The organism is Streptomyces sp. NPDC031100 (genome assembly GCF_055570785.1).
The window spans coordinates 446,669-471,521 of record NZ_JBVIGN010000001.1 but is presented as its reverse complement, the minus strand read 5'-3'; the positions used below and the strand labels follow the sequence as shown (position 1 = coordinate 471,521).

General features: G+C 69.8%; 22 protein-coding genes and 1 riboswitch. Of the genes, 15 read left to right on the top strand and 7 right to left on the bottom strand.

What is annotated here, in order from left to right:
• Positions 1–159 precede the first annotated feature (159 nt).
• Positions 160–3,060 (top strand): hypothetical protein, encoded by a 2,901-nt coding sequence (locus tag ACZ5DS_RS02170; RefSeq protein ID WP_468233062.1) that lies wholly within the window; start codon positions 160–162, stop codon positions 3,058–3,060.
• A 60-nt stretch (positions 3,061–3,120) separates the two neighbouring features.
• On the opposite strand, the gene nadA is transcribed toward ACZ5DS_RS02170, so the two are convergent.
• Positions 3,121–4,317 (bottom strand): quinolinate synthase NadA, encoded by a 1,197-nt coding sequence (gene nadA, locus ACZ5DS_RS02165; RefSeq protein ID WP_468233060.1) that lies wholly within the window; start codon positions 4,315–4,317, stop codon positions 3,121–3,123.
• Between the two features lie 264 nt (positions 4,318–4,581).
• On the opposite strand from nadA, the gene ACZ5DS_RS02160 reads away from it, so the two are divergent.
• Positions 4,582–4,938: an iron-sulfur cluster assembly accessory protein gene (locus ACZ5DS_RS02160; protein WP_023551351.1), complete on the top strand. Its 357-nt coding sequence runs from the start codon at positions 4,582–4,584 to the stop codon at positions 4,936–4,938.
• An 81-nt stretch (positions 4,939–5,019) separates the two neighbouring features.
• On the opposite strand, the gene ACZ5DS_RS02155 is transcribed toward ACZ5DS_RS02160, so the two are convergent.
• On the bottom strand, positions 5,020–6,675 hold the full coding sequence (locus ACZ5DS_RS02155; protein WP_468233058.1) for a hypothetical protein: 1,656 nt from the start codon (positions 6,673–6,675) through the stop codon (positions 5,020–5,022).
• Between the two features lie 101 nt (positions 6,676–6,776).
• Entirely contained in the window at positions 6,777–6,986 is a 210-nt protein-coding gene (locus tag ACZ5DS_RS02150; RefSeq protein WP_468233056.1) for a hypothetical protein, read from the bottom strand.
• 130 nt (positions 6,987–7,116) lie between these two features.
• Between ACZ5DS_RS02150 and ACZ5DS_RS02145 the strand changes: the two genes are divergently transcribed.
• Positions 7,117–8,091, top strand: a complete 975-nt coding sequence (locus ACZ5DS_RS02145; protein ID WP_468233055.1) for a carbohydrate kinase family protein — start codon at positions 7,117–7,119, stop codon at positions 8,089–8,091.
• A 44-nt stretch (positions 8,092–8,135) separates the two neighbouring features.
• On the opposite strand, the gene ACZ5DS_RS02140 is transcribed toward ACZ5DS_RS02145, so the two are convergent.
• Positions 8,136–9,512, bottom strand: a complete 1,377-nt coding sequence (locus ACZ5DS_RS02140; RefSeq protein WP_468233053.1) for an aminotransferase class V-fold PLP-dependent enzyme — start codon at positions 9,510–9,512, stop codon at positions 8,136–8,138.
• Positions 9,513–9,808: 296 nt separating this feature from the next.
• On the opposite strand from ACZ5DS_RS02140, the gene ctaC reads away from it, so the two are divergent.
• From ctaC to ACZ5DS_RS02120, 4 genes are all read left to right on the top strand, one after another.
• The gene (gene ctaC, locus ACZ5DS_RS02135; RefSeq protein ID WP_468233051.1) at positions 9,809–10,768 is read left to right on the top strand and encodes an aa3-type cytochrome oxidase subunit II; all 960 of its coding nucleotides are present in this window, start codon (positions 9,809–9,811) and stop codon (positions 10,766–10,768) included.
• On the top strand, positions 10,765–12,501 hold the full coding sequence (ctaD, locus tag ACZ5DS_RS02130; RefSeq protein ID WP_468233049.1) for an aa3-type cytochrome oxidase subunit I: 1,737 nt from the start codon (positions 10,765–10,767) through the stop codon (positions 12,499–12,501). The genes ctaC and ctaD overlap by 4 nt, the downstream gene beginning before the upstream one ends.
• Positions 12,498–12,896 (top strand): cytochrome c oxidase subunit 4, encoded by a 399-nt coding sequence (locus ACZ5DS_RS02125; RefSeq protein ID WP_468233047.1) that lies wholly within the window; start codon positions 12,498–12,500, stop codon positions 12,894–12,896. The genes ctaD and ACZ5DS_RS02125 overlap by 4 nt, the downstream gene beginning before the upstream one ends.
• Before the next feature lie 131 nt (positions 12,897–13,027).
• Positions 13,028–14,290, top strand: a complete 1,263-nt coding sequence (locus ACZ5DS_RS02120; protein WP_468233045.1) for a L,D-transpeptidase — start codon at positions 13,028–13,030, stop codon at positions 14,288–14,290.
• A gap of 25 nt (positions 14,291–14,315) precedes the next feature.
• Here ACZ5DS_RS02120 and ACZ5DS_RS02115 read toward each other — a convergent pair whose 3' ends face one another.
• Positions 14,316–14,717, bottom strand: coding sequence for a response regulator (locus ACZ5DS_RS02115; RefSeq protein ID WP_468233044.1), 402 nt, complete (start codon positions 14,715–14,717; stop codon positions 14,316–14,318).
• A gap of 146 nt (positions 14,718–14,863) precedes the next feature.
• Between ACZ5DS_RS02115 and ctaE the strand changes: the two genes are divergently transcribed.
• From ctaE to ACZ5DS_RS02085, 6 genes are all read left to right on the top strand, one after another.
• Positions 14,864–15,484, top strand: a complete 621-nt coding sequence (gene ctaE / locus ACZ5DS_RS02110; protein WP_468233042.1) for an aa3-type cytochrome oxidase subunit III — start codon at positions 14,864–14,866, stop codon at positions 15,482–15,484.
• A gap of 62 nt (positions 15,485–15,546) precedes the next feature.
• Positions 15,547–16,359, top strand: a complete 813-nt coding sequence (gene qcrC, locus ACZ5DS_RS02105) for a cytochrome bc1 complex diheme cytochrome c subunit (RefSeq protein WP_468233040.1) — start codon at positions 15,547–15,549, stop codon at positions 16,357–16,359.
• Positions 16,356–17,414: a cytochrome bc1 complex Rieske iron-sulfur subunit gene (gene qcrA / locus ACZ5DS_RS02100; protein WP_468233038.1), complete on the top strand. Its 1,059-nt coding sequence runs from the start codon at positions 16,356–16,358 to the stop codon at positions 17,412–17,414. The genes qcrC and qcrA overlap by 4 nt, the downstream gene beginning before the upstream one ends.
• Positions 17,411–19,045, top strand: coding sequence for a cytochrome bc1 complex cytochrome b subunit (gene qcrB / locus ACZ5DS_RS02095; RefSeq protein ID WP_468233037.1), 1,635 nt, complete (start codon positions 17,411–17,413; stop codon positions 19,043–19,045). Before qcrA ends, qcrB begins: the two co-directional genes overlap by 4 nt.
• A 121-nt stretch (positions 19,046–19,166) precedes the next feature.
• A complete protein-coding gene (gene trpD, locus ACZ5DS_RS02090; RefSeq protein WP_468233035.1) occupies positions 19,167–20,231 on the top strand; it encodes an anthranilate phosphoribosyltransferase in 1,065 nt (354 codons plus the stop codon).
• 74 nt (positions 20,232–20,305) lie between these two features.
• Positions 20,306–20,422: riboswitch (SAM riboswitch) on the top strand.
• A 164-nt stretch (positions 20,423–20,586) separates the two neighbouring features.
• A complete protein-coding gene (locus tag ACZ5DS_RS02085) occupies positions 20,587–21,948 on the top strand; it encodes an aminotransferase class V-fold PLP-dependent enzyme (RefSeq protein WP_468233033.1) in 1,362 nt (453 codons plus the stop codon).
• Positions 21,949–21,983: 35 nt separating this feature from the next.
• Here ACZ5DS_RS02085 and ACZ5DS_RS02080 read toward each other — a convergent pair whose 3' ends face one another.
• Positions 21,984–22,265, bottom strand: a complete 282-nt coding sequence (locus ACZ5DS_RS02080) for an Lrp/AsnC family transcriptional regulator (RefSeq protein WP_468233031.1) — start codon at positions 22,263–22,265, stop codon at positions 21,984–21,986.
• Positions 22,262–23,056 carry a rhomboid family intramembrane serine protease gene (locus ACZ5DS_RS02075; protein ID WP_468233029.1) on the bottom strand — a complete coding sequence of 265 codons (795 nt, stop codon included), beginning with the start codon at positions 23,054–23,056 and terminating at the stop codon, positions 22,262–22,264. The genes ACZ5DS_RS02080 and ACZ5DS_RS02075 overlap by 4 nt, the downstream gene beginning before the upstream one ends.
• 152 nt (positions 23,057–23,208) lie before the next feature.
• Between ACZ5DS_RS02075 and ACZ5DS_RS02070 the strand changes: the two genes are divergently transcribed.
• Positions 23,209–23,448 (top strand): hypothetical protein, encoded by a 240-nt coding sequence (locus ACZ5DS_RS02070; protein WP_014672226.1) that lies wholly within the window; start codon positions 23,209–23,211, stop codon positions 23,446–23,448.
• A gap of 37 nt (positions 23,449–23,485) precedes the next feature.
• A complete protein-coding gene (locus ACZ5DS_RS02065) occupies positions 23,486–24,829 on the top strand; it encodes an NYN domain-containing protein (RefSeq protein WP_468233027.1) in 1,344 nt (447 codons plus the stop codon).
• The last annotated feature ends 24 nt before the right edge of the window (positions 24,830–24,853 follow it).

Sequence of the window (24,853 nt, the reverse complement as noted above, 5' to 3'; positions counted from 1 at the left end):
CCGCTGCGGGGGCTTTTGCCTGCAGGGGCGGATGCGCCGTTCCGCTCCACGGAGCGGACCGATCCGGTACGGTCGGGCCGGAGCACGCCCGAAACAGCGTCAACACCGTTGCCATCGCGGTGAGTTCAGCGGCTCGCGGGGTGACGGACGGGACGGGGGATGGACGAGGCAAGGGTCGTCGAGATCTGGAACCCGGCCGGAGGGCATACCGGGAGCGGCTACCTGCTCGGTGACGACCTGGTGCTGACCTCCTGCCATGTCGTGGAGGGCACGCGGGCGGGGGGCGGGGTCGAGGTCCGGCAGCTCGACCCGCTGGGACGTACCACCTGGGTGCCCGCCGACGTGGTGTGGCTGCCGGAGCCGGCGGCCGGCCCGGCCCTGCCCGCACGGGCGGACGCCGCGCTGCTGCGGATCACGGGGCCTGAGTGGCGGCCGCCGCCGGGGCCGCCGGTGCGGTTCGGCCGCATCGTGGGCCGGGACCGGGTCCCGTGCCTCGGCCTGGGATTCCCCGACGCGGCCAGACGCTCGGAGCGCGAGCGGGACACCATGCCGGTGCGCGGCCATGTGGATCCGCTGCACGGCATGAAGTCCGGGATGATCACGGTGCACGTCGACACGGGCATCGTGCCCGGCCGGGCGGGCTGGCGCGGCGGCTCCGGTACCGCCGTCCTGTGCGGGCCGCATCTGGTCGCCGTGGTCAGGGCGGAGAAGTCCGTGGCCACCGGCGTGCTGGACGCCGTCCCCGTGACCGCCCTCGCCGAACTGCCCGGATTCCGGCAGACCCTGGAGACCTACGGGGTGCACCTCGTCATCGAGGACGTCGGCGGCCCGGCGCCGGACGCGCGGGCCGGTCTCGGCCGCACACCGATCAGCATGCCGCCGCCACGCTGGCAGCACCGGATACGGGAGGTGCCGCTGCCCGCCCTGGGCGGCGGGGCCCTGACGGTCCTGCTGCTCTTCCGGTTCGGCCCGCAACCCGCGGGCGTCGCCTGGGCGATCGGTTCGCTGTTCGCCGGTGTCCTGGCGGCCTGGTCCATCGTCCGGTTCCGCGCCCCGCACCCGGCGGGATCCGGCTGGGACGCCGCCCGCGCCCGGCTGTCCGAGGCCGTGCGCCAGGAGGTGGCGCGCCGCCGCAGGCAGCTGCTGGGCGGCGACAAGAAGGCCATCAACGTCACCTTCACCACGGTGCCGCAGGGCGGCCGGGACGCGGACCGGGCCTGGCCGCGGGGAGACTTCGCCGGCATCGCCGACTACGTGGAAGCCCTCGTACCGAAGCGGCTCGTCATCACCGGCGGACCGGGCGCCGGCAAGACGCTCCTCGCCCACGAACTGGTCCACCGGCTGCTCGGCGGCATCGACTACGGCGGCCCGGTGCCGCTGCCGCTGGGGCTGTCGGAGTGGGACACCAGCGTGCCGTTCACCGACTGGTTCACCGCCCGCATGGCCCGCGAGTACCTCGACGGTTCCGACACGACGGCACGGGAGCTGCTGGCCACCGGCCGGATCATGCCGGTCCTGGACGGCCTCGACGAACTGGACCTGCCGGGCGGCGGCCGGTCCAGGTCCGAAGCGGCGCTGGCCCAGCTCAACGCGTTCGAGGGCCCGCTGGTCCTGACCTGCCGCGCCACGGAGTACGAGCGGCTCAGCCGCGCCGGCCACCGCCTGCTGGACTGCGCCACCGTCCGGATCGAGCAGGTGGGCGCCGCCGACGGCGGGCGCTACCTGGTCGAGCGGGCCGTGAACCAGGCGCGTCTGCGCGCGATGGAGGCCGAGTTGTTCGCTCCGGGGACGGCCACGGCCGCCGCACTGTCCTCCCCGTGGATGCTGACGCTGGCCTCGCTGGTCTCCCGGTCGGAGTCGGGAGCCGCCCGGCTCAGGTCCCTCACCGGTGTCCCGGACTCCCCGCACGGGCGGCAGGAGGTGCGCGCCACGTTGATGGAGGCGCTCATCCCCACCGCGTGCGGCGCGGATCCGGCACAGCGGCGCCGCCCCTACGAGCCGCAGGAGGTGACCCGGTGGCTACGGCTGCTCGCCGCGAGCCTGCGCGGCGGCAGCGGGGCCCCGGCCGACGGCCAGGACGGCTCCCCGCGCTCCCGGGACCTCGAGATCCACACGCTGTGGCCGGTCGCGGGGCCCCGTGCCGCGCGCTACACGGCGGTGGCGATCACCGTGGCCTGCTGGCTGCCCGCCCTCGCCCTGCTGGCGCTCTGTTTCGACCGGAGGGGCGCGCTGCCGCTGCCCGGGCTCGTGCTGCTCCTGCTGCTGACTCCGGCGCCGCTCGCCTCGGCCTGGCAGGCGCGGGCCCGTTTCGTGCAGCCGCGCCGGATCCTGTTCCAGCGGCTGCGCGGCAGGCTCGGCCGGAGCCGGCTTGCGCTCGGCACGGTGCTCGGCGGGGTGCTCATGCTGCCGCTGGTCCCCCTGTTCGGCCAGGGGTTCGCCCTGGGTGCCGGCGGAGCCTTCGCCTGCGTTTTCGGCTCCGGTCTGGCCCTGGCGGTACGGGCGGACGTCGACCGGGGCCGGCTGGTCGCGGTGGGCGTGCCGACCGCTCTGGCCGTGATGACCGTCGCCGGGCTGGCGGCCGGCGGGCTCGGCGACTTCGTCGGCGTCGCCGCCGGCTGCGGCGCCGGTGCGATCGGGCTGATGGCAGGGGTGCGGGCAGGCCTGCGTGCCGCCCGGCGCCGGGGCGGCGGAGAACCGGACCCGGATCCGCCGGGGGTGCCCACCCCGCTGTCACCGCTGCGCAACGACGCGATGGCCGGGCTGGTCTCGGGCGCCGTCGTGTCGGGCCTGGCGCTCTACGCGCTGCTGTTCGTCGACTGGCTGCGGGTGCCCTGGCCGCTCGCCGCGGTCACGGCGGTCGCCTGTGGCCTGGCCGCCGGGCCGGGCTTCGTCGCCGTCACCACCCGCCAGTACCTCGGCGTGATCGCCGCGACCAGGGGACGGCTGCCGTGGCACCTGGCCGGGTTCCTGCGCTGGTGCCACGATCGCGGCCTGCTGAGGTCGGCTGGCACGGTGTACCAGATCCGCCACGAGGAGCTGCTCGAATGGCTGCAGCGCTGACTGCGCCGGCAGGGGCGCCCCCCGACCGGGAGGCGCCCCTGTGCCGGGCGGAAGGCGCCGCTACGGCAGCGCCAGCATCCGCTCAAGCGCCAGCTTGGCGAACGCCTCGGTCTCCTTGTCGACCTCGATCCGGTTGACCAGGTTGCCCTCGGCCAGGGACTCCAGGGCCCAGACCAGGTGGGGCAGGTCGATGCGGTTCATGGTCGAGCAGAAGCAGACCGTCTTGTCGAGGAAGACGATCTCCTTGCCCTCGGGCGCGAAACGGTTCGCCAGACGCCGGACCAGGTTCAGCTCCGTGCCGATGGCCCACTTCGAGCCGGCCGGTGCCTTCTCCAGGGCCTTGATGATGTACTCCGTCGAGCCGACGTAGTCCGCCGCGGCCACGACCTCGTGCTTGCACTCGGGGTGGACGAGGACGTTCACGCCGGGGATGCGCTCGCGCACGTCGTTCACGGAGTCGAGGCTGAAGCGGCCGTGGACCGAGCAGTGGCCGCGCCACAGGATCATCTTCGCGGCGCGCAGCTCGTCCGCCGTCAGGCCGCCGTTCGGCTTGTGCGGGTTGTAGACCACGCAGTCGTCCAGGGACATGCCCATGTCGCGGACGGCGGTGTTGCGGCCGAGGTGCTGGTCCGGCAGGAACAGCACCTTTGTTGCCGAGGGCTCCCCTTGCTCGAAGGCCCAGTCCAGGGCGCGCTTGGCGTTCGACGAGGTGCAGATCGTGCCGCCGTGCTTGCCGGTGAACGCCTTGATGTCCGCCGAGGAGTTCATGTACGAGACCGGGACCACTTGCTCGGCGATCCCCGCCTCGGTCAGCACGTCCCAGCACTCGGCGACCTGCTCGGCCGTGGCCATGTCGGCCATGGAGCAGCCGGCGGCCAGGTCCGGCAGGACGACCTTCTGGTCGTCGGACGTCAGGATGTCGGCCGACTCGGCCATGAAGTGCACACCGCAGAAGACGATGTACTCGGCCTCCGGGCGCGCGGCCGCGTCCCGGGCCAGCTTGAAGGAGTCGCCCGTGACGTCGGCGAACTGGATGACCTCGTCGCGCTGGTAGTGGTGGCCGAGCACGAAGACCTTGTCGCCGAGCTTCTCCTTGGCCGCGCGGGCGCGCTCGACCAGATCGGGGTCGGACGGCGAGGGCAGGTCGCCGGGACACTCGACACCCCGCTCGCTCTTCGGGTCGGCCTCGCGGCCGAGAAGCAGCAGGGCGAGCGGAGTCGGCTGTACGTCGAGTTCCGGGGTCTGGGCGGTGGTCACGACACGCACCCTTTCTACTTTTCGTCTAACTGACGCTATCTATCATAACTGGTTCATGTCACTTTGACGACGGCCATAACGTCGATGTGACGTGAATCCCGCTCGGGTCCCTCCACAGGCCGCTGTCGACGTCGTGGGGCATGTGCGAGCATGAGGAAGGAAACAAAAACGCGACCACGCGAATGCCCGGCCCGGAATGAATCCGCGGAAGTGCCGGTTGCACTGGTCGGCAAGCAGTCTCCGTACAACCCGGGAGAGATGTAGATGTCCGTATCGGACGAGACCACCACCGTCACCGACGGCATCATCCTGACCGACGCCGCCGCGGCCAAGGTCAAGGCCCTGCTCGACCAGGAAGGCCGCGACGACCTCGCGCTGCGCGTCGCCGTCCAGCCCGGTGGCTGCTCCGGCCTGCGCTACCAGCTCTTCTTCGACGAGCGCTCGCTCGACGGTGACGTGGAGAAGGACTTCGGCGGGGTCAAGGTCGTCACCGACCGCATGAGCGCCCCGTACCTGGGCGGCGCCACCGTCGACTTCGTGGACACGATCGAGAAGCAGGGCTTCACGATCGACAACCCGAACGCGACGGGCTCCTGCGCCTGCGGCGACTCCTTCAGCTGAGCCGTCCCGGCCTGACGGGCAAACGAAACAAGGCGGCGGCCCCCTCCGAGGGGCCGCCGCCTTCGTGTTTCCGCCGGGCGGCTAGCGGGTCTGCGGCCGCAGCGCCCCCGGCTTCTCCTTCGGGATGTCCCTGCCGCCGGTGCCGACCACCGTCCGGCCGTCGAGGGGCGCGTCCAGCCGTACGGTCTTCACGTAGTACTTCCCCAAGGCGATGCAGATCTGGTCCGGCTGGGATTTCTCGGTCACCGTCACCGTCACCCGGTCGGCGCTCTCCTTCGCCGACGCCGTGTACTGCGAGCACACCCCGCCGATGAAGTGCACGTTCAGCTCGCGGCCGTCGGCGCTGTAGCCGTCGACCTTCACGTCATCCGTCTCCGTCTTCGGCGCCGAGGTCGGTTCGTCGGCCGGCGCCGACGCCGACGGCGTCGCCAGGTACTTCGGTTCCACCGCCGGATACGTCACCGTGAACGTGCCCCGCGCGGCCGTACCCCGCACCGCGAACAGCCAGGACGGCACCAGCGTCTGCCGCCCGGACACGGAGTGCGTGGCCAGCCCGAAGACGGCCTTGTCCACGGTGAGCGCGGCCACCTGGGGAGCCGTCGAGGCATCGCCGCACGGCTGCTCCAGCCGGTCCTTCAGCGGAACGGGACTCGCGCAGCCGCCGATGCCCATCCGGTGGCCCTGCTGCTGCGCCTTGTTCATCAGTTCCAGCGTCTTCCGTGCGCCCAGCACGGGGTACGAGTCCCCCTTGGCCGGCGCCACCAGCATCCCGTGGCCGCCGACGACGTCCCCCTGCCTGTCGACGGTCAGGCCGGTCGTCCAGCCGTACGTGGGCAGCCCGCCCACCACCGGATCGGCGTTGACCACCCGCTGGGCGCCCATGACCTGGCTCGCGTCGATCTTCGCGTCGTCCTGCCCGAGCGCCTTCAGCACCGGTGCCGCCGCCTTCTCGGCGTCCGCCACGCTCACCGGCGTACCGGCCGGGGCGCCCGGGTCCTGGGTGCAGACGGTGACCTTCCGACAGTTGTCGGTGCCCGGCGCATACCGGCTGAAGGTCCAGCTGCCGGGGGCCGCCTTGCTCACCTGGAGCGTCGGCCCGGAACCGTCCCCGCCCCCGCCGACCCGCCAGTCCGGGCCCTCGGCGACGGGCGTGCCGGCGACCCCGAGGGCCTTGGCCAGCCGGGCCACGTCCTCCTTGCCGACCTCGCCCCTGGGTGCGAACACGGGCGCCGAGCGGGGGCCGTCGGGCAGCTTCCCCGCGGCCACGTACCTCGGGCCGTACGGGTCCGGTTCACCGGGCGCGATCTCGCCGGTGCCGGCCTGCGTCCAGGTGTCCAGGACGAGGGGCGGGGGAGTGCCGTCACCGCCGGGCGCCCCGGCGCTCGTACGGCCGTGTGAACCCGTGTGCGCGGCGAGGAACGCACCCCCGCCCCCGACCAGCAGAACGGCCGCCGCGACCGAGACGACGACCATGGGGGAGCGACGCCGCCCGGACCGCTCACCGGCGTGCGCGTCATCGGCCTCGCCGGCCTCACCGGCTCCGCCGTCCTCGGAGACCCGGGGGGACGCGGGCCCCTCCGCGCTCCCGGCGGCGCCAGAGACCTCGGAGTCGTCGGAGACGGAAACCTCGGAAACCTCGGAGACCTGGGAGTCCTTGGACACCTCAGAGACCTCAGAGACCTCGGCAACCTCGGAGACCTCGGGCTCTTCGGGATTCTCGGGTCGCTCGCTGTTCACCGCATCGCTCCTCGCTGGATCGTGTCCCACGCCCCCGGCACGGGGGACGGCGATGGGACGCGCGAGGGGAGCGCACGGTTCCCGGGTGTGCGCCCCTGAGGTCAGTCTCCGTAGTCCGACATGGCGTCCAGCAGCCGGGCCGACCGCACCGGCACGGTCACCCCGTGGATCAGCGACGGCGGCACCGGACGGGAGTCGGCGTGCCGGGGCGCCGCCCAGTGCGGGGCCATCCGGGCGCAGTCGCCGCGCAGCGACGCGAGGTCGCCTTCGAGGTCGGCCGGGGCGGAGGAGTTGACCTTGAGGTTCGTCATGACGGCACCGTAGGCATGTCGAGCCTCGCGAAGAAAGATCTACTATCGGGTAGTTTTGCCAGCTTCAGTGGCCCGCCCGGAGCGGGTAGCGTGAACTGTCAATCCAGCCTCCCGCAGGAGAATGCCTGTCGTGCGCATCGCAGTCACCGGCTCCATCGCCACCGACCACCTCATGACCTTCCCCGGCCGTTTCGCCGACCAGTTCGTCGCGGACCAGCTGCACACGGTCTCGCTCTCCTTCCTGGTCGACAATCTGGACGTTCGCCGGGGCGGCGTCGCCGCGAACATCGCCTTCGGCATGGGGCAGCTCGGCACCCAGCCCATCCTGGTCGGGGCCGCCGGCTTCGACTTCGACGAGTACCGCGCCTGGCTGGACCGCCACGGCGTGGACACCGACTCGGTCCGTATCTCCGAGACCCTGCACACCGCCCGCTTCGTGTGCACCACCGATGCCGACCACAACCAGATCGGCTCGTTCTACACCGGCGCGATGAGCGAGGCCCGCCTCATCGAGCTGAAGACGGTGGCCGACCGCGTCGGCAGCCTCGACCTGGTCCTGATCGGCGCCGACGACCCGGAGGCGATGCTCCGCCACACGGAGGAGTGCCGCTCCCGGAACATCCCCTTCGCCGCCGACTTCTCCCAGCAGATCGCCCGGATGGAGGGCGAGGAGATCCGGATACTGCTGGACGGGGCGACGTACCTCTTCTCCAACGAGTACGAGAAGGGACTCATCGAGTCCAAGACCGGCTGGACCGACGCCGAGATCCTGTCCAAGGTCGGCCACCGCGTCACCACCCTCGGCTCGCGGGGCGTCCGGATCGAGCGGTCCGGCGAGGACACGATCGAGGTCGGCTGCCCGGAGGAGGAGCGCAAGGCCGATCCCACGGGTGTCGGCGACGCCTTCCGGGCCGGTTTCCTCTCCGGCCTCGCCTGGGGCGTCTCCCTGGAGCGCGCGGCTCAGGTGGGCTGCATGCTGGCGACGCTCGTCATCGAGACCGTAGGTACTCAGGAGTACCAGCTGCGCCGGGCGCACTTCATGGATCGGTTCACCAAGGCGTACGGGGATGAGGCGACGGAGGAAGTTCGGTCCCACCTGCGCTGAGCGCCGTTGTTCGGAGGGGGGCGCCGCCCCCCTCACCCCCCCGATCAGCCAAGCCTGCGGACCACGTACGCCGTACCCCGCTCCGCCGGCTCCTCCCCGACGTACTCCTGCCCCCGCATCTCGCACCACGCCGGAATGTCCAGCCGGGCCGCCTCGTCGTCCGAGAGCACCCGGACCGTGCCCCCCACCGGCACCTCCCCGAAGACCTTGGCCAGCTCGATGACCGGAATCGGGCACCGCTTGCCGAGGGAGTCGACGACCAGTTCCGCCCTGCGCACCTCCGTCGCGGGAGCCGGCGCCCCCAGCTTCTCGCGAACCCCCGCAACGGCCCCCGGCAGCACCTCCAGGAACTGCTCCACGTCCCTCTCCGCCACCCCCACCGGCAGCGAAACCCGTACGTTCCCCTCGGTCAGCACCCCCATCGCCTTCAGCACATGGCTGGGCGTCAGTGTGCTGCTGGTGCAGGACGACCCGGACGAGACGGAGAAACCCTCCCGGTCCAACTCGTGCAGCAGAGCCTCTCCGTCGACATAGAGACAGGAGAAGGTGACGATGCCGGGCAGTCGCCGCTCGGGATCGCCCACCACCTCCACGTCCGGCACCAGCTGCGGCACCCGGGTCCGGATCCGCTCCGTCAGCTCCCGCAGGCGTACCGCCTCCTGGGCAGCCTCGGCCCGCACCGCGCGCAGGGAGGCCGCGGCCGCGACGATCGCCGGGAGGTTCGCGAAACCGGGCGCACGCCCCGACTCCCGCTCGTCCACAGGCCCTTGCGCCGCGAACCGCACGCCCTTCTTCACCACGAGCAGCCCCACCCCCGAGGGCCCGCCCCACTTGTGCGCACTGGCGGTCAGCAGCGACCACTCACCCTCGACCGGCCCCCACCCCAGCGACTGCGCGGCGTCCACCAGCAACGGCACCCCCGCCGCCCGGCACGCCTCGGCCACCGCGCCCACCGGCTGCACGGTCCCGACCTCGTGATTGGCCGACTGCAGACAGGCCAGCGCGGTGTCCTGCCGGAGCGCGGCCGCGTAGGCCGCCGGGTCCACCACCCCGGCCCGGTTCACGGCCACCTGGCTGACCGTCCCGCCCTCCGCCTCGAACGCCTCCGCCGAATGGAGTACCGAGGAGTGTTCGACCGCTGACACGATCAGGTGGCGCCCGACCCGCCGCCGCCCGGCCAACGCCCCCGCGATGCCGGTGTGTACGGCCCGGGTCCCGGAGGAGGTGAACACCACCTCGTCCGCCCGGCACCCCACCGCCTCGGCCACCGCCTCCCGAGCCGCGTCGAGCAACATCCGAGCCTTCCGCCCCTCCCGGTAGAGACGGGCAGGATCGGCCCACCCGTCATCCAGGGAGGCCAACAGCGCCTGACGAGCTACGGGATGGAGGGGGGCCGCGGAGGCAGCGTCGAAGTAGGACACACCTCAACGTTAAGACTTCCGGTGAGTTAAGTAAGGGGCGCGGCGAACTGCGCGACCAGCCACAACGCACCCGCACCCGCAACTCAAACCGCGACAACCCGAGCTATTAGGCGCCCAATCCCACCCCAACCGAGTGACAGGCGACGCGTATGCCCCCCTCCCCGCGAACCCCCGGAGGGCGTCGGCTAGGGTTTGGTCCGCATAAACATCCAAACCCCTGCCCGACGCAGGGCGGCGACCGACCAGCGAGAAGGCCGCAGCCGACCGCGCGGGCGAGACTCTCGGGAAGGCGCTACGTGAGTCCCAACGGCTCCGACCGCTCGCCGCGGCGCCCGATGCGGCGGAAGCTGCTGCAGGCAATGACCGCGGGCCTGGTCCTGGCGACCGCCACCGGTTGCACATACAAGGACTTCCCCCGCCTTGGTATGCCCACCCCGACCACGGAAGAGGCTCCGCGGATCCTCTCCCTGTGGCAGGGCTCCTGGGCTGCCGCGCTGGCCACCGGCGTGCTGGTGTGGGGCCTGATTCTGTGGAGTGCTTTCTTCCACCGGCGCAGCCGCACCAAGGTCGAGGTTCCTCCGCAGACCCGGTACAACATGCCGATCGAGGCCCTGTACACGGTGGTCCCGATCATCATCATCTCGGTGCTCTTCTACTTCACGGCCCGGGACGAGTCGAAGCTCCTGGACCTCTCCAAGAAGCCCGACGTCACGGTCAACGTGGTCGGCTTCCAGTGGAGCTGGGGCTTCAACTACGTCGAGAGCGTCCCCGGTGTCCCCGGCGACGCCAAGACCGACAAGAACCTGGACGCCATTCCGGACCGGTTCAAGAAGGACTTCCCGGCGAACGCCGGCGGCGTCTACGACGTCGGCACGCCCGGCACGCGGAACCCGCAGACCAACAACCCCGGTCCGACGCTCTGGCTCCCCAAGGGCAAGACCGTCCGCTTCGTCCTCACCTCGCGTGACGTCATCCACTCCTTCTGGGTGGTGCCGTTCCTGATGAAGCAGGACGTCATCCCGGGCCACACCAACGCCTTCCAGGTGACCCCCAACCAGGAGGGCACCTTCCTCGGCAAGTGCGCAGAGCTCTGCGGCGTCGACCACTCGCGCATGCTGTTCAACGTGAAGGTCGTCTCCCCCGAGCGGTACCAGCAGCACCTCAAGGACCTCGCCAAGAAGGGGCAGACCGGTTACATTCCCGCCGGCATCGCGCAGACGCCGCACGAGAAGAACCGGGAGACGAACAACCTGTGAGCATCCTCAACGAACCCCAGGGTGCCGCGGCAGCTGAAGGCTCGTACGCGAACGAGCTGCCGGTCAGGCGCAAGCAGCCCGGCAATGTCGTGGTGAAGTGGCTGACGACCACCGACCACAAGACGATCGGAACGCTGTACCTCGTCACGTCGTTCGCGTTCTTCCTGGTCGGTGGCGTGATGGCGCTGCTGATGCGCGCCGAGCTGGCCCGTCCGGGCCTGCAGATCATGTCGAACGAGCAGTTCAACCAGGCGTTCACGATGCACGGCACCGTGATGCTGCTGATGTTCGCGACGCCGCTGTTCGCCGGTTTCACGAACTGGATCATGCCGCTGCAGATCGGCGCGCCGGACGTGGCGTTCCCGCGGCTGAACATGTTCGCCTACTGGCTGTACCTGTTCGGCTCGCTCGTCGCGGTGGGCGGCTTCCTCACCCCGCAGGGTGCGGCCGACTTCGGCTGGTTCGCCTACTCCCCGCTGTCGGACGCGGTCCGCAGCCCGGGTATCGGCGCCGACATGTGGATCATGGGTCTGGCCTTCTCCGGCTTCGGCACCATCCTCGGCTCGGTCAACTTCATCACCACGATCATCTGCATGCGTGCCCCGGGCATGACCATGTTCCGCATGCCGATCTTCGTGTGGAACGTGCTGCTGACCGGTGTGCTGGTCCTGCTCGCCTTCCCGGTCCTGGCGGCCGCGCTGTTCGCCCTGGAGGCGGACCGGAAGTTCGGCGCCCATGTGTTTGATGCCGCCAACGGCGGAGCCTTGCTCTGGCAACACCTCTTCTGGTTCTTCGGCCATCCAGAGGTGTACATCATCGCGCTGCCGTTCTTCGGCATCGTCTCCGAGATCATTCCGGTGTTCTCCCGCAAGCCGATGTTCGGCTACATGGGTCTGATCGCGGCCACCATCGCGATCGCCGGTCTGTCCGTGACGGTGTGGGCGCACCACATGTACGTCACCGGTGGCGTGCTGCTGCCGTTCTTCTCCTTCATGACCTTCCTGATCGCGGTCCCGACCGGCGTGAAGTTCTTCAACTGGATCGGCACGATGTGGAAGGGCTCGCTGTCCTTCGAGACGCCGATGCTGTGGGCCACCGGCTTCCTGGTCACCTTCGTGTTCGGTGGTCTGACCGGTGTCATCCTGGCCTCGCCGCCGATGGACTTCCACGTCTCCGACTCGTACTTCGTGGTGGCCCACTTCCACTACGTGGTCTTCGGTACGGTCGTCTTCGCCATGTTCGCCGGCTTCCACTTCTGGTGGCCGAAGTTCACCGGCAAGATGCTGGACGAGCGCCTCGGCAAGATCACCTTCTGGACGCTGTTCATCGGCTTCCACGGCACCTTCCTGGTCCAGCACTGGCTGGGCGCCGAGGGCATGCCGCGTCGTTACGCCGACTACCTGGCGGCCGACGGCTTCACCGCCCTGAACACGGTCTCGACCGTCAGCTCGTTCCTGCTCGGTCTGTCGATCCTGCCGTTCCTCTACAACGTGTGGAAGACGGCCAAGTACGGCAAGCCGGTCGAGATGGACGACCCGTGGGGCTACGGCCGTTCGCTCGAGTGGGCGACCTCCTGCCCGCCGCCGCGGCACAACTTCCTCACCCTGCCGCGGATCCGCAGCGAATCCCCGGCGTTCGACCTGCACCACCCCGAGATCGCCGCGCTCGAGCAGCTCGAGTACGCCGGTCACGGCACCAGCGCCGTCGAGGGCAACAAGGAGGCCGGCAAGTGAAGATCCAGGGTCGGATGTTCATCTGGCTGAGCTTCTTCATCCTGATCATGGCCGCCGTGTACGGCGTCTGGTCGAAGGAGCCGGCCGGTACCACGGCGCTCTTCCTGTCCTTCGGCCTGCTCATCATGACCGGCTTCTACCTGGGCTACACCGCCCGGCGGGTCGACGCGGGTGCGCAGGACAACAAGACGGCCGACGTCGCGGACGACGCGGGCGAGCTGGGCTTCTTCAGCCCGCACAGCTGGCAGCCGCTCGCCCTCGGCTTCGGTGGCGCGCTGGCCTTCCTCGGTGTCGCGGTCGGCTGGTGGCTGCTGTACTTCGGTGCACCGTTCATCCTGGTCGGCCTGTTCGGCTGGGTGTTCGAGTACTACCACGGTGAGAACCGCACCCAGTAGCAAGCGCCGAGCGCCACGGGAGCCCGGACACTCCGTCAGGAGAGTCCGGGCTCCTGCGTTTGCCGCGGTGCCCGTCCCTCGTACGGGTTATGCAGCGCGCCGCTGGGGTCTGCCTCTCATAGCGTGATCGTATGAACCACTCTCCGCGGACCCGCACCGTCGTCAGCTGCGCGCTGCTGGTGACCGCCCTGGGCGCGGGCGTCGCCGCCTGCGGTTCGGACGGCAACCCCCTGTCGGACAAGCCCTACGACGCGGCGGACCAGATCTCCTTCAACGGCCCCACCGGTGCGGGGAAGCGGGCCGACCCGGACAAGCCCCTGGAGATCACCGCCGAGAGCGGTGAGGGCCGGATCACGGACGTCACCGCCCAGGACTCCACGGGGCGCTATGTGGCGGGCGAACTCGCGGTCGACGGCAGCCGTTGGCACAGCACCTCCCCGCTGGCCGCCAACGCCCACTACACGGTCGTGGTGAGCACCGAGGACGAGGACGGCGCGCCCGGCCGTAAGGTCCTCACCTTCGACACCAGCAAGCCCACGGCCACCAAGCGCCTGAACGTCACGTTCGGGCCGGAGTCGGGCCAGTACGGCGTCGGACAGCCCATCACCGCCCAACTCGACCAGGAGATCAAGGGCAAGGCGCAGCGGGCCGTCGTGGAGCGCGCCCTCAGGGTGGACGCCACACCGGCCGTCCAGGGCTCCTGGTACTGGGTGAGCGACAAGGAACTCCACTACCGCCCCAAGGAGTACTGGCCCACGCACGCCACCATCCAGGTGCACAGCAACTTGGACGGCGTCAAGATCAGCGACCGCCTGTGGGGCGGCAAGTCCAAGGCGCTGAAGATCACCACCGGTGACCGGATCGAGGCCGTGACGGACGCCTCGGCGCACCAGCTGACGTTCTTCCAGAACGGCCAGGCGATCAACACGGTCCCCGTCACCACCGGAAAGGCCGGCTACGAGACCCGCAACGGCGTCAAGGTCGTACTGGCCAAGCAGTACTTCGTACGCATGCGCGGCACCACGGTGGGCATCGCCGAGGGCAGCTCCGACTCCTACGACCTGCCGGTCTACTACGCCACCCGGGTCACCTGGTCCGGCGAGTACGTCCACGCCGCCCCCTGGTCGGTGGGCTCCCAGGGCTACGAGAACGTCAGCCACGGCTGCACCGGCATGAGCACCGGCAACGCCGAATGGTTCTTCGACCACATCCACGAGGGCGACATCGTCAGGGTCGTCAACTCCAACGGCGACCCGATGGAACCCTTCGGCAACGGCTTCGGCGACTGGAACGTCGACTGGAAGAAGTGGCGCACAGGCAGCGCCCTCATCAACGGCACCCCGGACGGCCCCTCACCACAGGATGCACTGCGCCTCCGGCCGACAGCGGTGTGAGCGCCCCAAGGGGCGCCCCGAGCTCCTAGGCGCTCAGCAACCGCTTCTCGCGGAGCAAACCGGCCAAGGCCGACGCAAACTCCACCGGATCCACCGGCAGAGTCACCGCCGCATCGGCCCGGCTCCACGTGGCCAGCCACGCATCCTGAGGCCGCCCCATCAGCAGCAGCACGGGCGGGCAGTTGAACACCTCGTCCTTGATCTGCCGGCACACACCCATGCCCCCCATGGGTACGGCCTCGCCGTCGAGCACGCACACATCGATGCCGCCCTTGCCCAGCTCGCGCAGCACCGCCTCAGGAGTCGCACACTCCACGAACTCGACGAGGGGGACATCAGGAGCCGGCCTGCGGCCGGAGGCCAACCGCACCTGTTCCCGCGTGTTGGAGTCGTCGCTGTACACCAGCACCGTAGCGGTCGGCTGCATGCTTCCTCCGAGACGTCAGCGTCGTACGGACAGGGCCGTTCGGTGCGGATGTTACTCCCATGAACACCACGTCAACACCGGTTCGGCGGGCAGCAACACTCCGAACGGCACCCCCCGGAGTGAGGGCGGGATAAGCGACCGACATAATGTCGGTCGTGGCGACAGCAACGACAGTAGAAACCGGGCACGCGCACCCGTCGGTCAACCGGCCGAACCTCACCAGCGTCGGAACCATCATCTGGCTGAGTTCCGAGCTGATGTTCTTCGCGGCCCTCTTCGGCATGTACTTCACCCTGCGATCGGTGACCGGTCCCGCGCACTGGAAGGAGATGGCCAGCCATCTCAACTTCCCGTTCTCGGCGACGAACACCACGATCCTGGTGCTCTCCTCGCTCACCTGCCAGCTCGGCGTGTTCGCCGCCGAGCGTGGTGACGTGAAGAAGCTCCGGGGCTGGTTCATCCTCACCTTCGTCATGGGTGCGATCTTCATCGGCGGTCAGGTCTACGAGTACACGGCCCTGGTGAAGGAGGACGGCCTCTCGCTCTCCTCCGACCCGTACGGCTCGGTGTTCTACCTGACCACCGGCTTCCACGGCCTGCACGTGACAGGCGGTCTCATCGCCTTCCTGCTGGTCCTCGGTCGCACCTACGCGGCCAAGAGGTTCACCCACGAGCAGGCGACCGCCGCCATCGTCGTGTCCTACTACTGGCACTTCGTCGATGTCGTCTGGATCGGCCTCTTCGCCACGATCTACATGATCAAGTAGCCGGGACCGCTCCCGCACATCCAGAAGCACCGACGCAGAAGATCCTGACACCGGGGTAATCCGTGAAAAAGCTCTCCGCACGACGACGCCATCCGCTGGCGGCGGTCGTCGTCCTACTCCTCGCGCTGGCGGCTACTGGGGGGCTCTACGCCGCGTTCGCGCCCGCGGGCAAGGCGCAGGCCGATGAAACCTCCCAGTCCCTGACCATCAAGGAGGGCAAGAAGCTCTACGAGGTCGGCTGCGCCAGCTGCCACGGCACCGGTGGCCAGGGCTCCTCCGACGGCCCGAGCCTGGTCGGCGTGGGCGCCGCGGCGGTCGACTTCCAGGTCGCAACCGGCCGTATGCCGGCCGCCACCTCGCAGGGCCCGCAGGTCGTCAAGAAGAAGAACATCTACACCCAGGCCCAGATCGACCAGCTCGCCGCGTACATCGCGTCGCTGGGCGCCGGTCCCGAGGTGCCGACGAAGGAGCAGTACGGCCCGGACGGGGCGGACATCGGCAAGGGTGGCGAGCTGTTCCGCACCAACTGCGCGCAGTGCCACAACTTCACCGGCAAGGGTGGTGCCCTCACCAAGGGCAAGTTCGCTCCGGACCTGTCCGGCGTGGACCCGAAGCACATCTACGAGGCCATGCAGACGGGCCCGCAGAACATGCCGTCCTTCCCCGACACCACGCTGTCGGAGAAGAACAAGAAGGACATCATCGCGTACCTGCACGCGATCAACAGCAGCGAGACGGAGCAGCCGGGCGGCATGGACCTGGGCGGCCTCGGGCCGGTCAGTGAGGGTCTGTTCGCGTGGGTCTTCGGCCTCGGCGCGCTGATCGTGGTAGCCGTCTGGGTCGCCGCTCGGACCGCAAAGGCCAAGAAGTCATGAGTAGCCAAGACATTCCAGAAGAGAACCTGCCTGCTGAGCAGGAGCACGCACACGTCGCCGTGAGCGTCGCGGACGAGGAGAACCCGTTCGCGGACCCGGGGCTGCCGCCCCACGAGCACCGGATCCAGGACATCGACGAGCGGGCCGCCAAGCGGTCCGAGCGCGTCGTCGCCCTGCTGTTCACGGTGTCGATGCTGGCCACCGTCGGCTTCATCGCCTCGTACGTGACGATCCCGCACGACAAGTCGATCTTCGTCTTCCCGATCGGGCACGTCAGCGCGCTGAACTTCGCGCTCGGTCTGACCCTCGGTACGGCGCTGTTCTGCATCGGCGCGGGCGCGGTCCACTGGGCCCGCACCCTGATGTCCGACGTCGAGGTCGCCGACGAACGTCACGCGATCGAGGCCTCGCCCGAGGTCCGGGCGAAGGTCCACGCGGACTTCAAGCAGGGCGCCAAGGAGTCGGCGATCGGCCGCCGCGGGCTGATCCGCACCACGATGTTCGGTGCGCTGGCCCTGGTGCCGCTCTCCGGCGTCATGCTGCTGCGCGACCTCGGTCCGCTGCCCGGCACCTCGCTGCGCCACACCCTGTGGGCCAAGGGCAAGCTCCTCGTGAACATGAACACGAACCAGCCGCTGCGTCCCGAGGACGTCGCCGTCGGTTCGCTGACCTTCGCCAAGCCCGAGGGCCTGGAGGAGCACGAGGAGAACTTCCAGAACGAGATCGCCAAGGCGGCCCTGATGATCATCCGGCTCCAGCCGGACAACATCAAGGACAAGCGCGAGCTCGACTGGTCGCACGAGGGCATCGTCGCCTTCTCGAAGATCTGCACCCACGTCGGCTGCCCGATCTCCCTGTACGAGCAGCAGACGCACCACGTGCTGTGCCCGTGCCACCAGTCCACCTTCGACCTCTCCGACGGTGCCCGAGTGATCTTCGGCCCCGCCGGTCACGCCCTGCCGCAGCTCCGCATCGGCGTGAACGACGAGGGTTACCTCCAGGCGCTCGGCGACTTCGAGGAGCCCGTCGGTCCTGCATTCTGGGAGCGCGGATGAGTACTGCATCGAACGAGGCCCGCTCTCGCGGGAAGGCACCGGCCGGCGAGCGGATCGCCGACTGGGCCGACGGCCGGCTCGGGATCTACTCCCTGGCCAAGGCCAACATGCGCAAGATCTTCCCCGACCACTGGTCGTTCATGTTGGGCGAGGTCGCGCTCTACAGCTTCCTCATCATCATCCTCACGGGTGTGTACCTGACGCTGTTCTTCCACCCGTCGATGAACGAGGTGGAGTACCACGGCTCGTACGTCCCGCTCCAGGGACAGCTGATGAGCGAGGCGTTCAGCTCGACCCTGCACATCTCCTTCGACGTGCGCGGTGGTCTGCTCATCCGGCAGATCCACCACTGGGCGGCGCTGATCTTCCTCGCGGCCATGTTCGTGCACATGATGCGCGTGTTCTTCACCGGCGCGTTCCGCAAGCCGCGTGAGATCAACTGGCTGTTCGGCTTCCTGCTGTTCGTCCTCGGCATGTTCACCGGCTTCACCGGTTACTCGCTCCCGGACGACCTGCTCTCCGGCACCGGTGTCCGCTTCACCGAGGGTGCGATCCTGTCCATGCCGATCGTCGGCACGTACATCTCGTACTTCCTCTTCGGCGGCGAGTTCCCGGGCCACGACTTCGTCGCCCGGTTCTACTCGATCCACATCCTGCTGCTGCCGGGCATCATGCTCGGCCTGGTGGTCGGTCACCTGATCCTGGTCTTCTACCACAAGCACACGCAGTTCGCGGGTCCCGGCAAGACCAACAAGAACGTCGTCGGCATGCCACTGCTGCCGGTGTACATGGCCAAGGCGGGCGGCTTCTTCTTCCTGGTCTTCGGTGTGATCGCGGCGATCGCCGCGGTGGCCCAGATCAACCCGATCTGGGCCATGGGCCCCTACCGGCCCGACCAGGTCTCCACCGGCGCCCAGCCCGACTGGTACATGGGCTTCGCCGAGGGTCTGGTCCGCTACATGCCGGGCTGGGAGATCAACTTCTGGGGTCACACGCTCGTCCTGGGCGTGTTCATCCCGCTGGTGCTCTTCGGCCTCGTGCTGGCGGCGATCGCGGTCTACCCGTTCATCGAGTCCTGGGTCACCGGCGACAAGAGCGAGCACCACATCCTGGACCGCCCGCGCAACGCCCCGACCCGTACGGCCTTCGGTGTCGCCTGGGTGACCGTGTACATGGTCGGCCTGGTCGGTGGTGGCAACGACCTCATCGCCACCCACTTCCACCTGTCGATCAACGACGTGACCTGGTTCGTCCGGATCTCCTTCTTCGCCGGACCGGTCCTCGCGTTCATCATCACCAAGCGGATCTGCCTCGGCCTGCAGCGCCGCGACCGCGACAAGGTGCTGCACGGTCGCGAGACCGGCATCATCAAGCGCCTGCCGCACGGTGAGTTCATCGAGGTCCACGAGCCGCTCAGCCAGGAGCAGCTGCACACCCTCACGGCTCACCACCAGTACGAGCCGGCCGAGATCGGCCCGACGGTCGACGAGAACGGGGTCGAGCGCAAGGTGAAGGCGTCCGAGAAGCTGCGCGTCAAGCTCAGCACCGCCTACTACGGCGAGGACAACCAGATCCCGAAGCCCACGGTCGACGAGTACAAGGAGATCACGAGCGGCCACGGCCACCACTGATCCCCGCGTCGCCACGCCACGGTAGAAGGGCCCCGTCCGGCTTACGGACGGGGCCCTTCGCCGTGTCCTGGCCTGGATAGGGTGGGACCACACGGTTCTACTACGACACCCAGGAGCGGCTATGAACGCTGTGACCCCCGCTGGAGGCGACACCGCGGCGGGCCGTTCCTGGCCCGCCCTGCTGAACGGACTGCTGGACGGCCGGGACCTGTCCGCCGACGACACGGCCTGGGCGATGGACCTGATCATGCGCGGGGAGGCGACCGACGCGCAGATCGCCGGATTCATGGTGGCGCTGCGGGCCAAGGGCGAGACGGTGGAGGAGATCACCGGCCTCGTGCGGACCATGTACGAGCACGCCAACGTGATCGAGGTGCCGGGCCCGGCCGTCGACATCGTCGGCACCGGCGGCGACGGCGCCAAGACGGTGAACATCTCCACGATGTCGTCGATCGTGGTCGCCGGTACGGGAGCGAAGGTCGTCAAGCACGGCAACCGCGCCGCGTCCTCCGCCTCCGGGTCCTCCGACGTCCTGGAGAAGCTCGGCATCAATCTGAACCTGACCCCGCAGCGGGTCGCCGAGGTCGCCGACGAGGCCGGCATCACCATCTGCTTCGCGGTGAGGTTCCACCCGTCGCTGCGGCATGTCGCCGCGGCGCGCGGCCAGCTGGGGATCCGTACGACCTTCAATGTCCTCGGTCCGCTGACCAACCCGGCCAAGGTGCGGGCCCAGGCCGTCGGGGTCGCCGACCCGCGCATGGCGCCGATCGTGGCCGGGGTCCTCGCCGAGCGCGGCAACTCCGCCCTGGTCTTCCGCGGCGACGACGGCCTGGACGAGCTGACGACCACCTCCACCTCCCGGGTGTGGGTGGTCCGGGACGGCAAGGTCACCGAGCAGTGCTTCGACCCGCGGGACGTCGGCATCGACCTCGTACCCGTGGACGCGCTGCGCGGCGCCGACGCGTCGTACAACGCGGAGGTGGCGCGGCGCGTGCTGGACGGCGAGAAGGGCCCCGTCCGGGACGCGGTGCTGCTGAACTCGGCGGCCGCCCTGGTGGCCCTCGAGCCGACCGAGGCCCCGCTGGCCGAGCAGCTCCGGGCCGGCATGGCCAAGGCGGCCGAGTCGATCGACTCGGGCGCGGCGAAGCGGACGCTGGAGCGCTGGGTGGCGGCCAGCAACAAGTAGCAGATCTGAGGTGCGGTCCCGCAATCCGGACAGGAGTTGCGGGACCGCGATCACTTCACGTACGTTCCTGTCCAGGTCATGAGTGACAGTCATGAGGCCCCGGCCGACTGTCCGGCAACCCTCCGTCCGTGGCGGGGTGCCCCGGGTGAAGACCAGGTCGTAGGCAGCGAGGTCTACGGCAAGCGCGGACCCCTCGAACACCACCAGGGGTCCTGGTCGTCGAGGGAGCCTTCTGTGAGCAAGCGAATGCGATAGGGCGTAGAGCCCCGCCTCCGCATACCCCTTTCACCTTTCTCCGTGCTTGAGCCGTATCTGCTCGCACGGTGATTCCTCTTGCTTCTCACAGGAGTTCGCCATGTCTGTCTCCACCGCTGCCTCCGCCCAGACCCTCTGTGCCCCGCTGCCCGTTCTGGGCCGGGATGTCACCGTCCCGCTCGTCACCGGCGGTGAAGTCACCTACGCCGCGCTCGACTACGCGGCCAGCGCCCCCGCCCTCCAGCGTGTCTGGGACGACGTGGCGGCCTACGCGCCGTACTACGGCAGCGTCCACCGCGGCGCCGGCTACCTCTCCCAGCTCTCCACCGACCTGTTCGAGAACGCCCGCCGCACGGTCGCCGAGTTCCTCGACTGCCGCGAGGCCGACCAGGTGATCTTCACCCGCTCGACCACGGACTCCCTGAACCTGCTCGCCCGCGCCCTCCCCGCCGACTGTCAGGTCTTCGTCTTCGAGACCGAGCACCACGCCTCCCTGCTGCCCTGGCAGGACGCCCGCGTCACCTACCTCAACGCCCCGCGCACCCCGCAGCAGGCCGTCGAGACCCTGGAGCGGGCCCTCGCCGACCGCGCCCCCCATGGTCCGGCCCTGGTCTGCGTCACCGGCGCCTCCAACGTCACCGGCGAGCTGTGGCCGGTGCGCGAGCTGGCCGCCGCGGCCCATGCGCACGGCGCCCGGATCGTCCTGGACGCCGCCCAGCTGGCCCCGCACCACCCGGTGTCGGTGAAGGACCTGGACGTCGACTGGGTCGCCTTCTCCGGCCACAAGCTGTACGCCCCCTTCGGCTCCGGCGTTCTGGCCGGCCGCGCCGACTGGCTGGTGGCGGCCGAGCCGTACCTCGCGGGCGGCGGCGCCAGCCGCAGGGTCACCCGGCGCGAGGACGGGGGAGTGGCCGTGGAGTGGCACGAGAGCGCCGCCCGCCACGAGGCCGGCTCCCCGAACGTCATCGGCGCCTACTCCATCGCCTCCGCCTGCAAGGCGCTGACGGAGGCCGGCTTCGACACCCTCGTGGCTCGCGAGCAGCACCTGATCTCCCAGGTCCGTGAGGGCCTCGCCGAGGTCCCCGAGGTCAGGATCCTCTCCCTCTTCGGCGACGACGCCCCGCGCGTCGGCGTCATCTCCTTCGTCGTCGACGGCTGGAACAGCTCCCACTTCGCCGCCGCCCTCTCCGCCGAGTACGGCATCGGCGTGCGCGACGGCCTCTTCTGCGCCCACCCCCTGGTCCGCACCCTCCTCGGCTCCGACCCCCAGACCCAGGGCGAATGCGGCGCCCCCGAGGCGGCCCCCGGCGAGAAGTCCCTGAACGCGATCCGCGTGAGCTTCGGCGCGGGCACACCCGACGAGCACGTGGAGCGCTTCGTCACGGCGGTGAAGGAACTGGTGACCGAGGGCGCGAAGTGGACGTACCGCACGGAGGAGGGCCGCTGCGTCCCCGCGGTGTGAGCTGCTGAATGCCTCGTGAGGCGGTCTTCAGTCGATCAGTTGTCCAACCCGATCGAGAAGGCCGCCTCGAGGTCGTGCTGCGAGTACGTCCGGAAGGCAACATGCGTGTCCGTGGCCTCGACGCCCGGAATCCTGCTGATCCGCCCCGGAATCACATCGGCCAGGTCATCGTGCCGCCGCACCCGAACCATAGCGATCAGGTCATACGTACCGGTGACGGAGAAAACCTCACTCACCGAATCCAGCGAAGCGATCTGCTCCGCGATCTCGGGGATCCGGTCCACGCTGGTCTTGATCAGGACGATCGCGGTGATCACGACTGGTTCTCTCCCTCGGGTGCCGGAGCCGGTGCGGACTTCACTCTAGTCGCCCGCCCGTCTCCCACCACCGCCCTTCCGAGGCCGCCCTTCGGGCCCTTCCTTTTTCCGTAACGCACCCATGCGTAGCCGAACCCGAGGCCGAAGCCGACCAGGTGGGCGAGGTAGGCCACCCCGGGGCCGTCGCCCGAACGGCCCGCCGCGAGCCACTGGAGGGCCGCCCAGAAGGGCAGCACGACCCAGGCCGGGAAGCGCATCGGCAGAAAGAACAGGAACGGGAGGAGACTGGTCACACGGGCGCGGGGAAACAGGAAGAGAAATGCCCCGAGCACCGCCGAGATCGCCCCGGAGGCGCCCACCAGCGACTGCTCGGAGGTGGCGTTGGCGGCCGCGTAGCCCAGCAGGGCCAGATAGCCGCAGCCGACGTAGAACAGGGTGAACTCCACCCTGCCCATCCGTTCCTCGGTCATCAGCCCGAAGACGAAGAGGAAGAGCATGTTGCCGAGCAGATGCACCCAGCTGCCGTGCACGAACAGGGCGGTGGCCGGGGTCAGGGCCTCCCGGGCGGGCTCGTCGAACAGGTCCGCCGGGACCACTCCCCAGTGCCGGAAGTACGCGCGCTGCGCGGCCGGCAGCGCGTCCACGGAGCCGTACGCCGGGGTGAGGCCGGAGGCCGGGCCCAGGACGAAGATCACGGAGCAGAGGGCGATGAGGGTGTACGTCATCGGCGCGGAGACACCCTTGACCGCCCTGAGTGTTCTGCCGGCCGCCGTGCTCCAGGTGGTGATCATGACTACAGAGCATGACGTAAGGGGACGCAACCTGACAGACCGCCTCGCCGCTGCGGGAGGGCGGGCGGCGAGTACCCGCCAGGCCGTAGGGTTACGAGCCACACGCGTCGAGGAGCGGCGCGGACCGAGCGAGAAGGAAGCGAACAGTCACGATGACGGTTCCCCTGCCGACCGCCACCACGCGGTGGCGCTGCACCCTCTGCGGCAACCTCACCCGCTTCGACGTGACCCGCTCGTCGAAGGTCGTGGAGTACGTCCACCTCGACCTTGCCGGTGAGCCGACGGTCGAGGAGCGCGAGGTGGTCAGTGAGACCATCGAGTCGGTCCGCTGCCGCTGGTGCAACGCGGTGGACCAGGTGGAACTCGTGGACAGGCCGGGCGCCGGCTCCTGAGCGGAGCGGGCCCCGTACAGGTATTGGGGTGTGACGGATGGTGGAGACCGCAGGCGGGGGGCCGGGCGACGGCACCGCTGAGGTGCTTGACCGTCCGCTGCCCGACGGTGTGCGCCGACGGGTCGTGCAGATCGTCTCGGACGGGTTCGGGAGCCTGACCGTCGCGGAACTGCCCGCCCAGTTGAGGCAGTACGCCCGCTTCGCCCCGAACCGCCGGGCCAAGTTCGCCGGGAACGCGATGGCGGCGGCCCTGGAGACCGATGCGCTCTTCCGGCAGCGGATCGGCGAGAAGTTCAGAGAGGCGCAGCCGGAGCTCTCCGGCGCCCTCGACTCCGGCTCGCCGCCCCCGGCCGCGGATCCGCTCGACGTGGCGGCCGCGGCCTATGTACTGCGCCCGGCGGGCTGGGTGAAGCTGGTCACCGCGGCCGGCGAGGAGGCCCAGCGCGCGGACGCCGAGCGGGCCGACGAGGAGAGCCGGGCCGAACTGGAGCGGCTGCACGAGGAGCTGGCCCGGGCCCGGGAGCAGACCCGGAGCGAGAGCGAACGGCTGCGCGCGGAGCTGGAGTCGGCGAAGAAGGAAGCGGAATCGCTTCATCGTAAGCTCCGTGCCGCGCTCAGCGACGTCAAGCGCGGGGAGGCCGCGCTGCGCAAGATCCAGGGCGAGATCGAGGCCGTGCGCGGAGAGGCGCAGGCGCAGGTGTCGGCCGCGGAGAGCGAGTCGCGGCGGCTCAAGGCCCGCCTGGGCGAGGCCGAGGCGGCGCTGGAGGCCACCCGCCGGGCGGCCCGCGAGGGGCGCAGCGTCGAGGACATGCGGGTACGGCTGCTGCTCGACACCCTGCTGGACGCCACCCAGGGGCTGCGGCGCGAACTCGCCCTGCCTCCGGTCTCCGTGCGCCCGGCCGAGACCGTGGACGCGGTCGAACCCGGACGAATGACCCCGAAGGACATCGCGGCCCGCGCCCTGTCCGAGAACGATCCGGCCATTCTCGACCAGTTGCTCGCGCTGCCGCAGGCCCACCTGGTGGTCGACGGCTACAACGTCACCAAGACCGGCTATCCGCAGATGCCGCTGGAGAAGCAGCGGCTCAGGCTGCTGGGCCAGCTCTCGGCGCTGGCCGCGCAGACCGGCGCCGAGGTGACGTGCGTGTTCGACGGCGCCGAACTGGCCGCGCCGGTCCTGCTCGCGCCGCCGCGCGGTGTGCGGGTGCTGTTCTCGAAGCCGGGGGTGACGGCGGACGAGCTGATCCGCCAGCTGGTGCGTGCGGAGCCGCCAGGCCGTCCGGTCATCGTGGTCTCGACCGACCGCGAGGTGGCCGACGGGGTCGCCCGGGCCGGTGCCCGACCGGTCGCCTCTGCGGTACTTCTGAAGCGACTGTCCTGAAGGTCCAACGCGCATACACAATGC

What these genes read in the sequence shown, in the direction of transcription:
- ACZ5DS_RS02170 (WP_468233062.1), top strand. Translation starts at nt 160, where the DNA reads ATGGACGAGGCAAGGGTCGTCGAGATCTGGAACCCGGCCGGAGGGCAT.
- ACZ5DS_RS02160 (WP_023551351.1), top strand. Translation starts at nt 4,582, where the DNA reads ATGTCCGTATCGGACGAGACCACCACCGTCACCGACGGCATCATCCTG.
- ACZ5DS_RS02150 (WP_468233056.1), bottom strand. Translation starts at nt 6,986, where the DNA reads ATGACGAACCTCAAGGTCAACTCCTCCGCCCCGGCCGACCTCGAAGGC.
- ACZ5DS_RS02120 (WP_468233045.1), top strand. Translation starts at nt 13,028, where the DNA reads ATGAACCACTCTCCGCGGACCCGCACCGTCGTCAGCTGCGCGCTGCTG.
- ACZ5DS_RS02115 (WP_468233044.1), bottom strand. Translation starts at nt 14,717, where the DNA reads ATGCAGCCGACCGCTACGGTGCTGGTGTACAGCGACGACTCCAACACG.
- ctaE (WP_468233042.1), top strand. Translation starts at nt 14,864, where the DNA reads ATGTCGGTCGTGGCGACAGCAACGACAGTAGAAACCGGGCACGCGCAC.
- qcrA (WP_468233038.1), top strand. Translation starts at nt 16,356, where the DNA reads ATGAGTAGCCAAGACATTCCAGAAGAGAACCTGCCTGCTGAGCAGGAG.
- qcrB (WP_468233037.1), top strand. Translation starts at nt 17,411, where the DNA reads ATGAGTACTGCATCGAACGAGGCCCGCTCTCGCGGGAAGGCACCGGCC.
- trpD (WP_468233035.1), top strand. Translation starts at nt 19,167, where the DNA reads ATGAACGCTGTGACCCCCGCTGGAGGCGACACCGCGGCGGGCCGTTCC.
- ACZ5DS_RS02085 (WP_468233033.1), top strand. Translation starts at nt 20,587, where the DNA reads ATGTCTGTCTCCACCGCTGCCTCCGCCCAGACCCTCTGTGCCCCGCTG.
- ACZ5DS_RS02075 (WP_468233029.1), bottom strand. Translation starts at nt 23,056, where the DNA reads ATGATCACCACCTGGAGCACGGCGGCCGGCAGAACACTCAGGGCGGTC.
- ACZ5DS_RS02070 (WP_014672226.1), top strand. Translation starts at nt 23,209, where the DNA reads ATGACGGTTCCCCTGCCGACCGCCACCACGCGGTGGCGCTGCACCCTC.
- ACZ5DS_RS02065 (WP_468233027.1), top strand. Translation starts at nt 23,486, where the DNA reads ATGGTGGAGACCGCAGGCGGGGGGCCGGGCGACGGCACCGCTGAGGTG.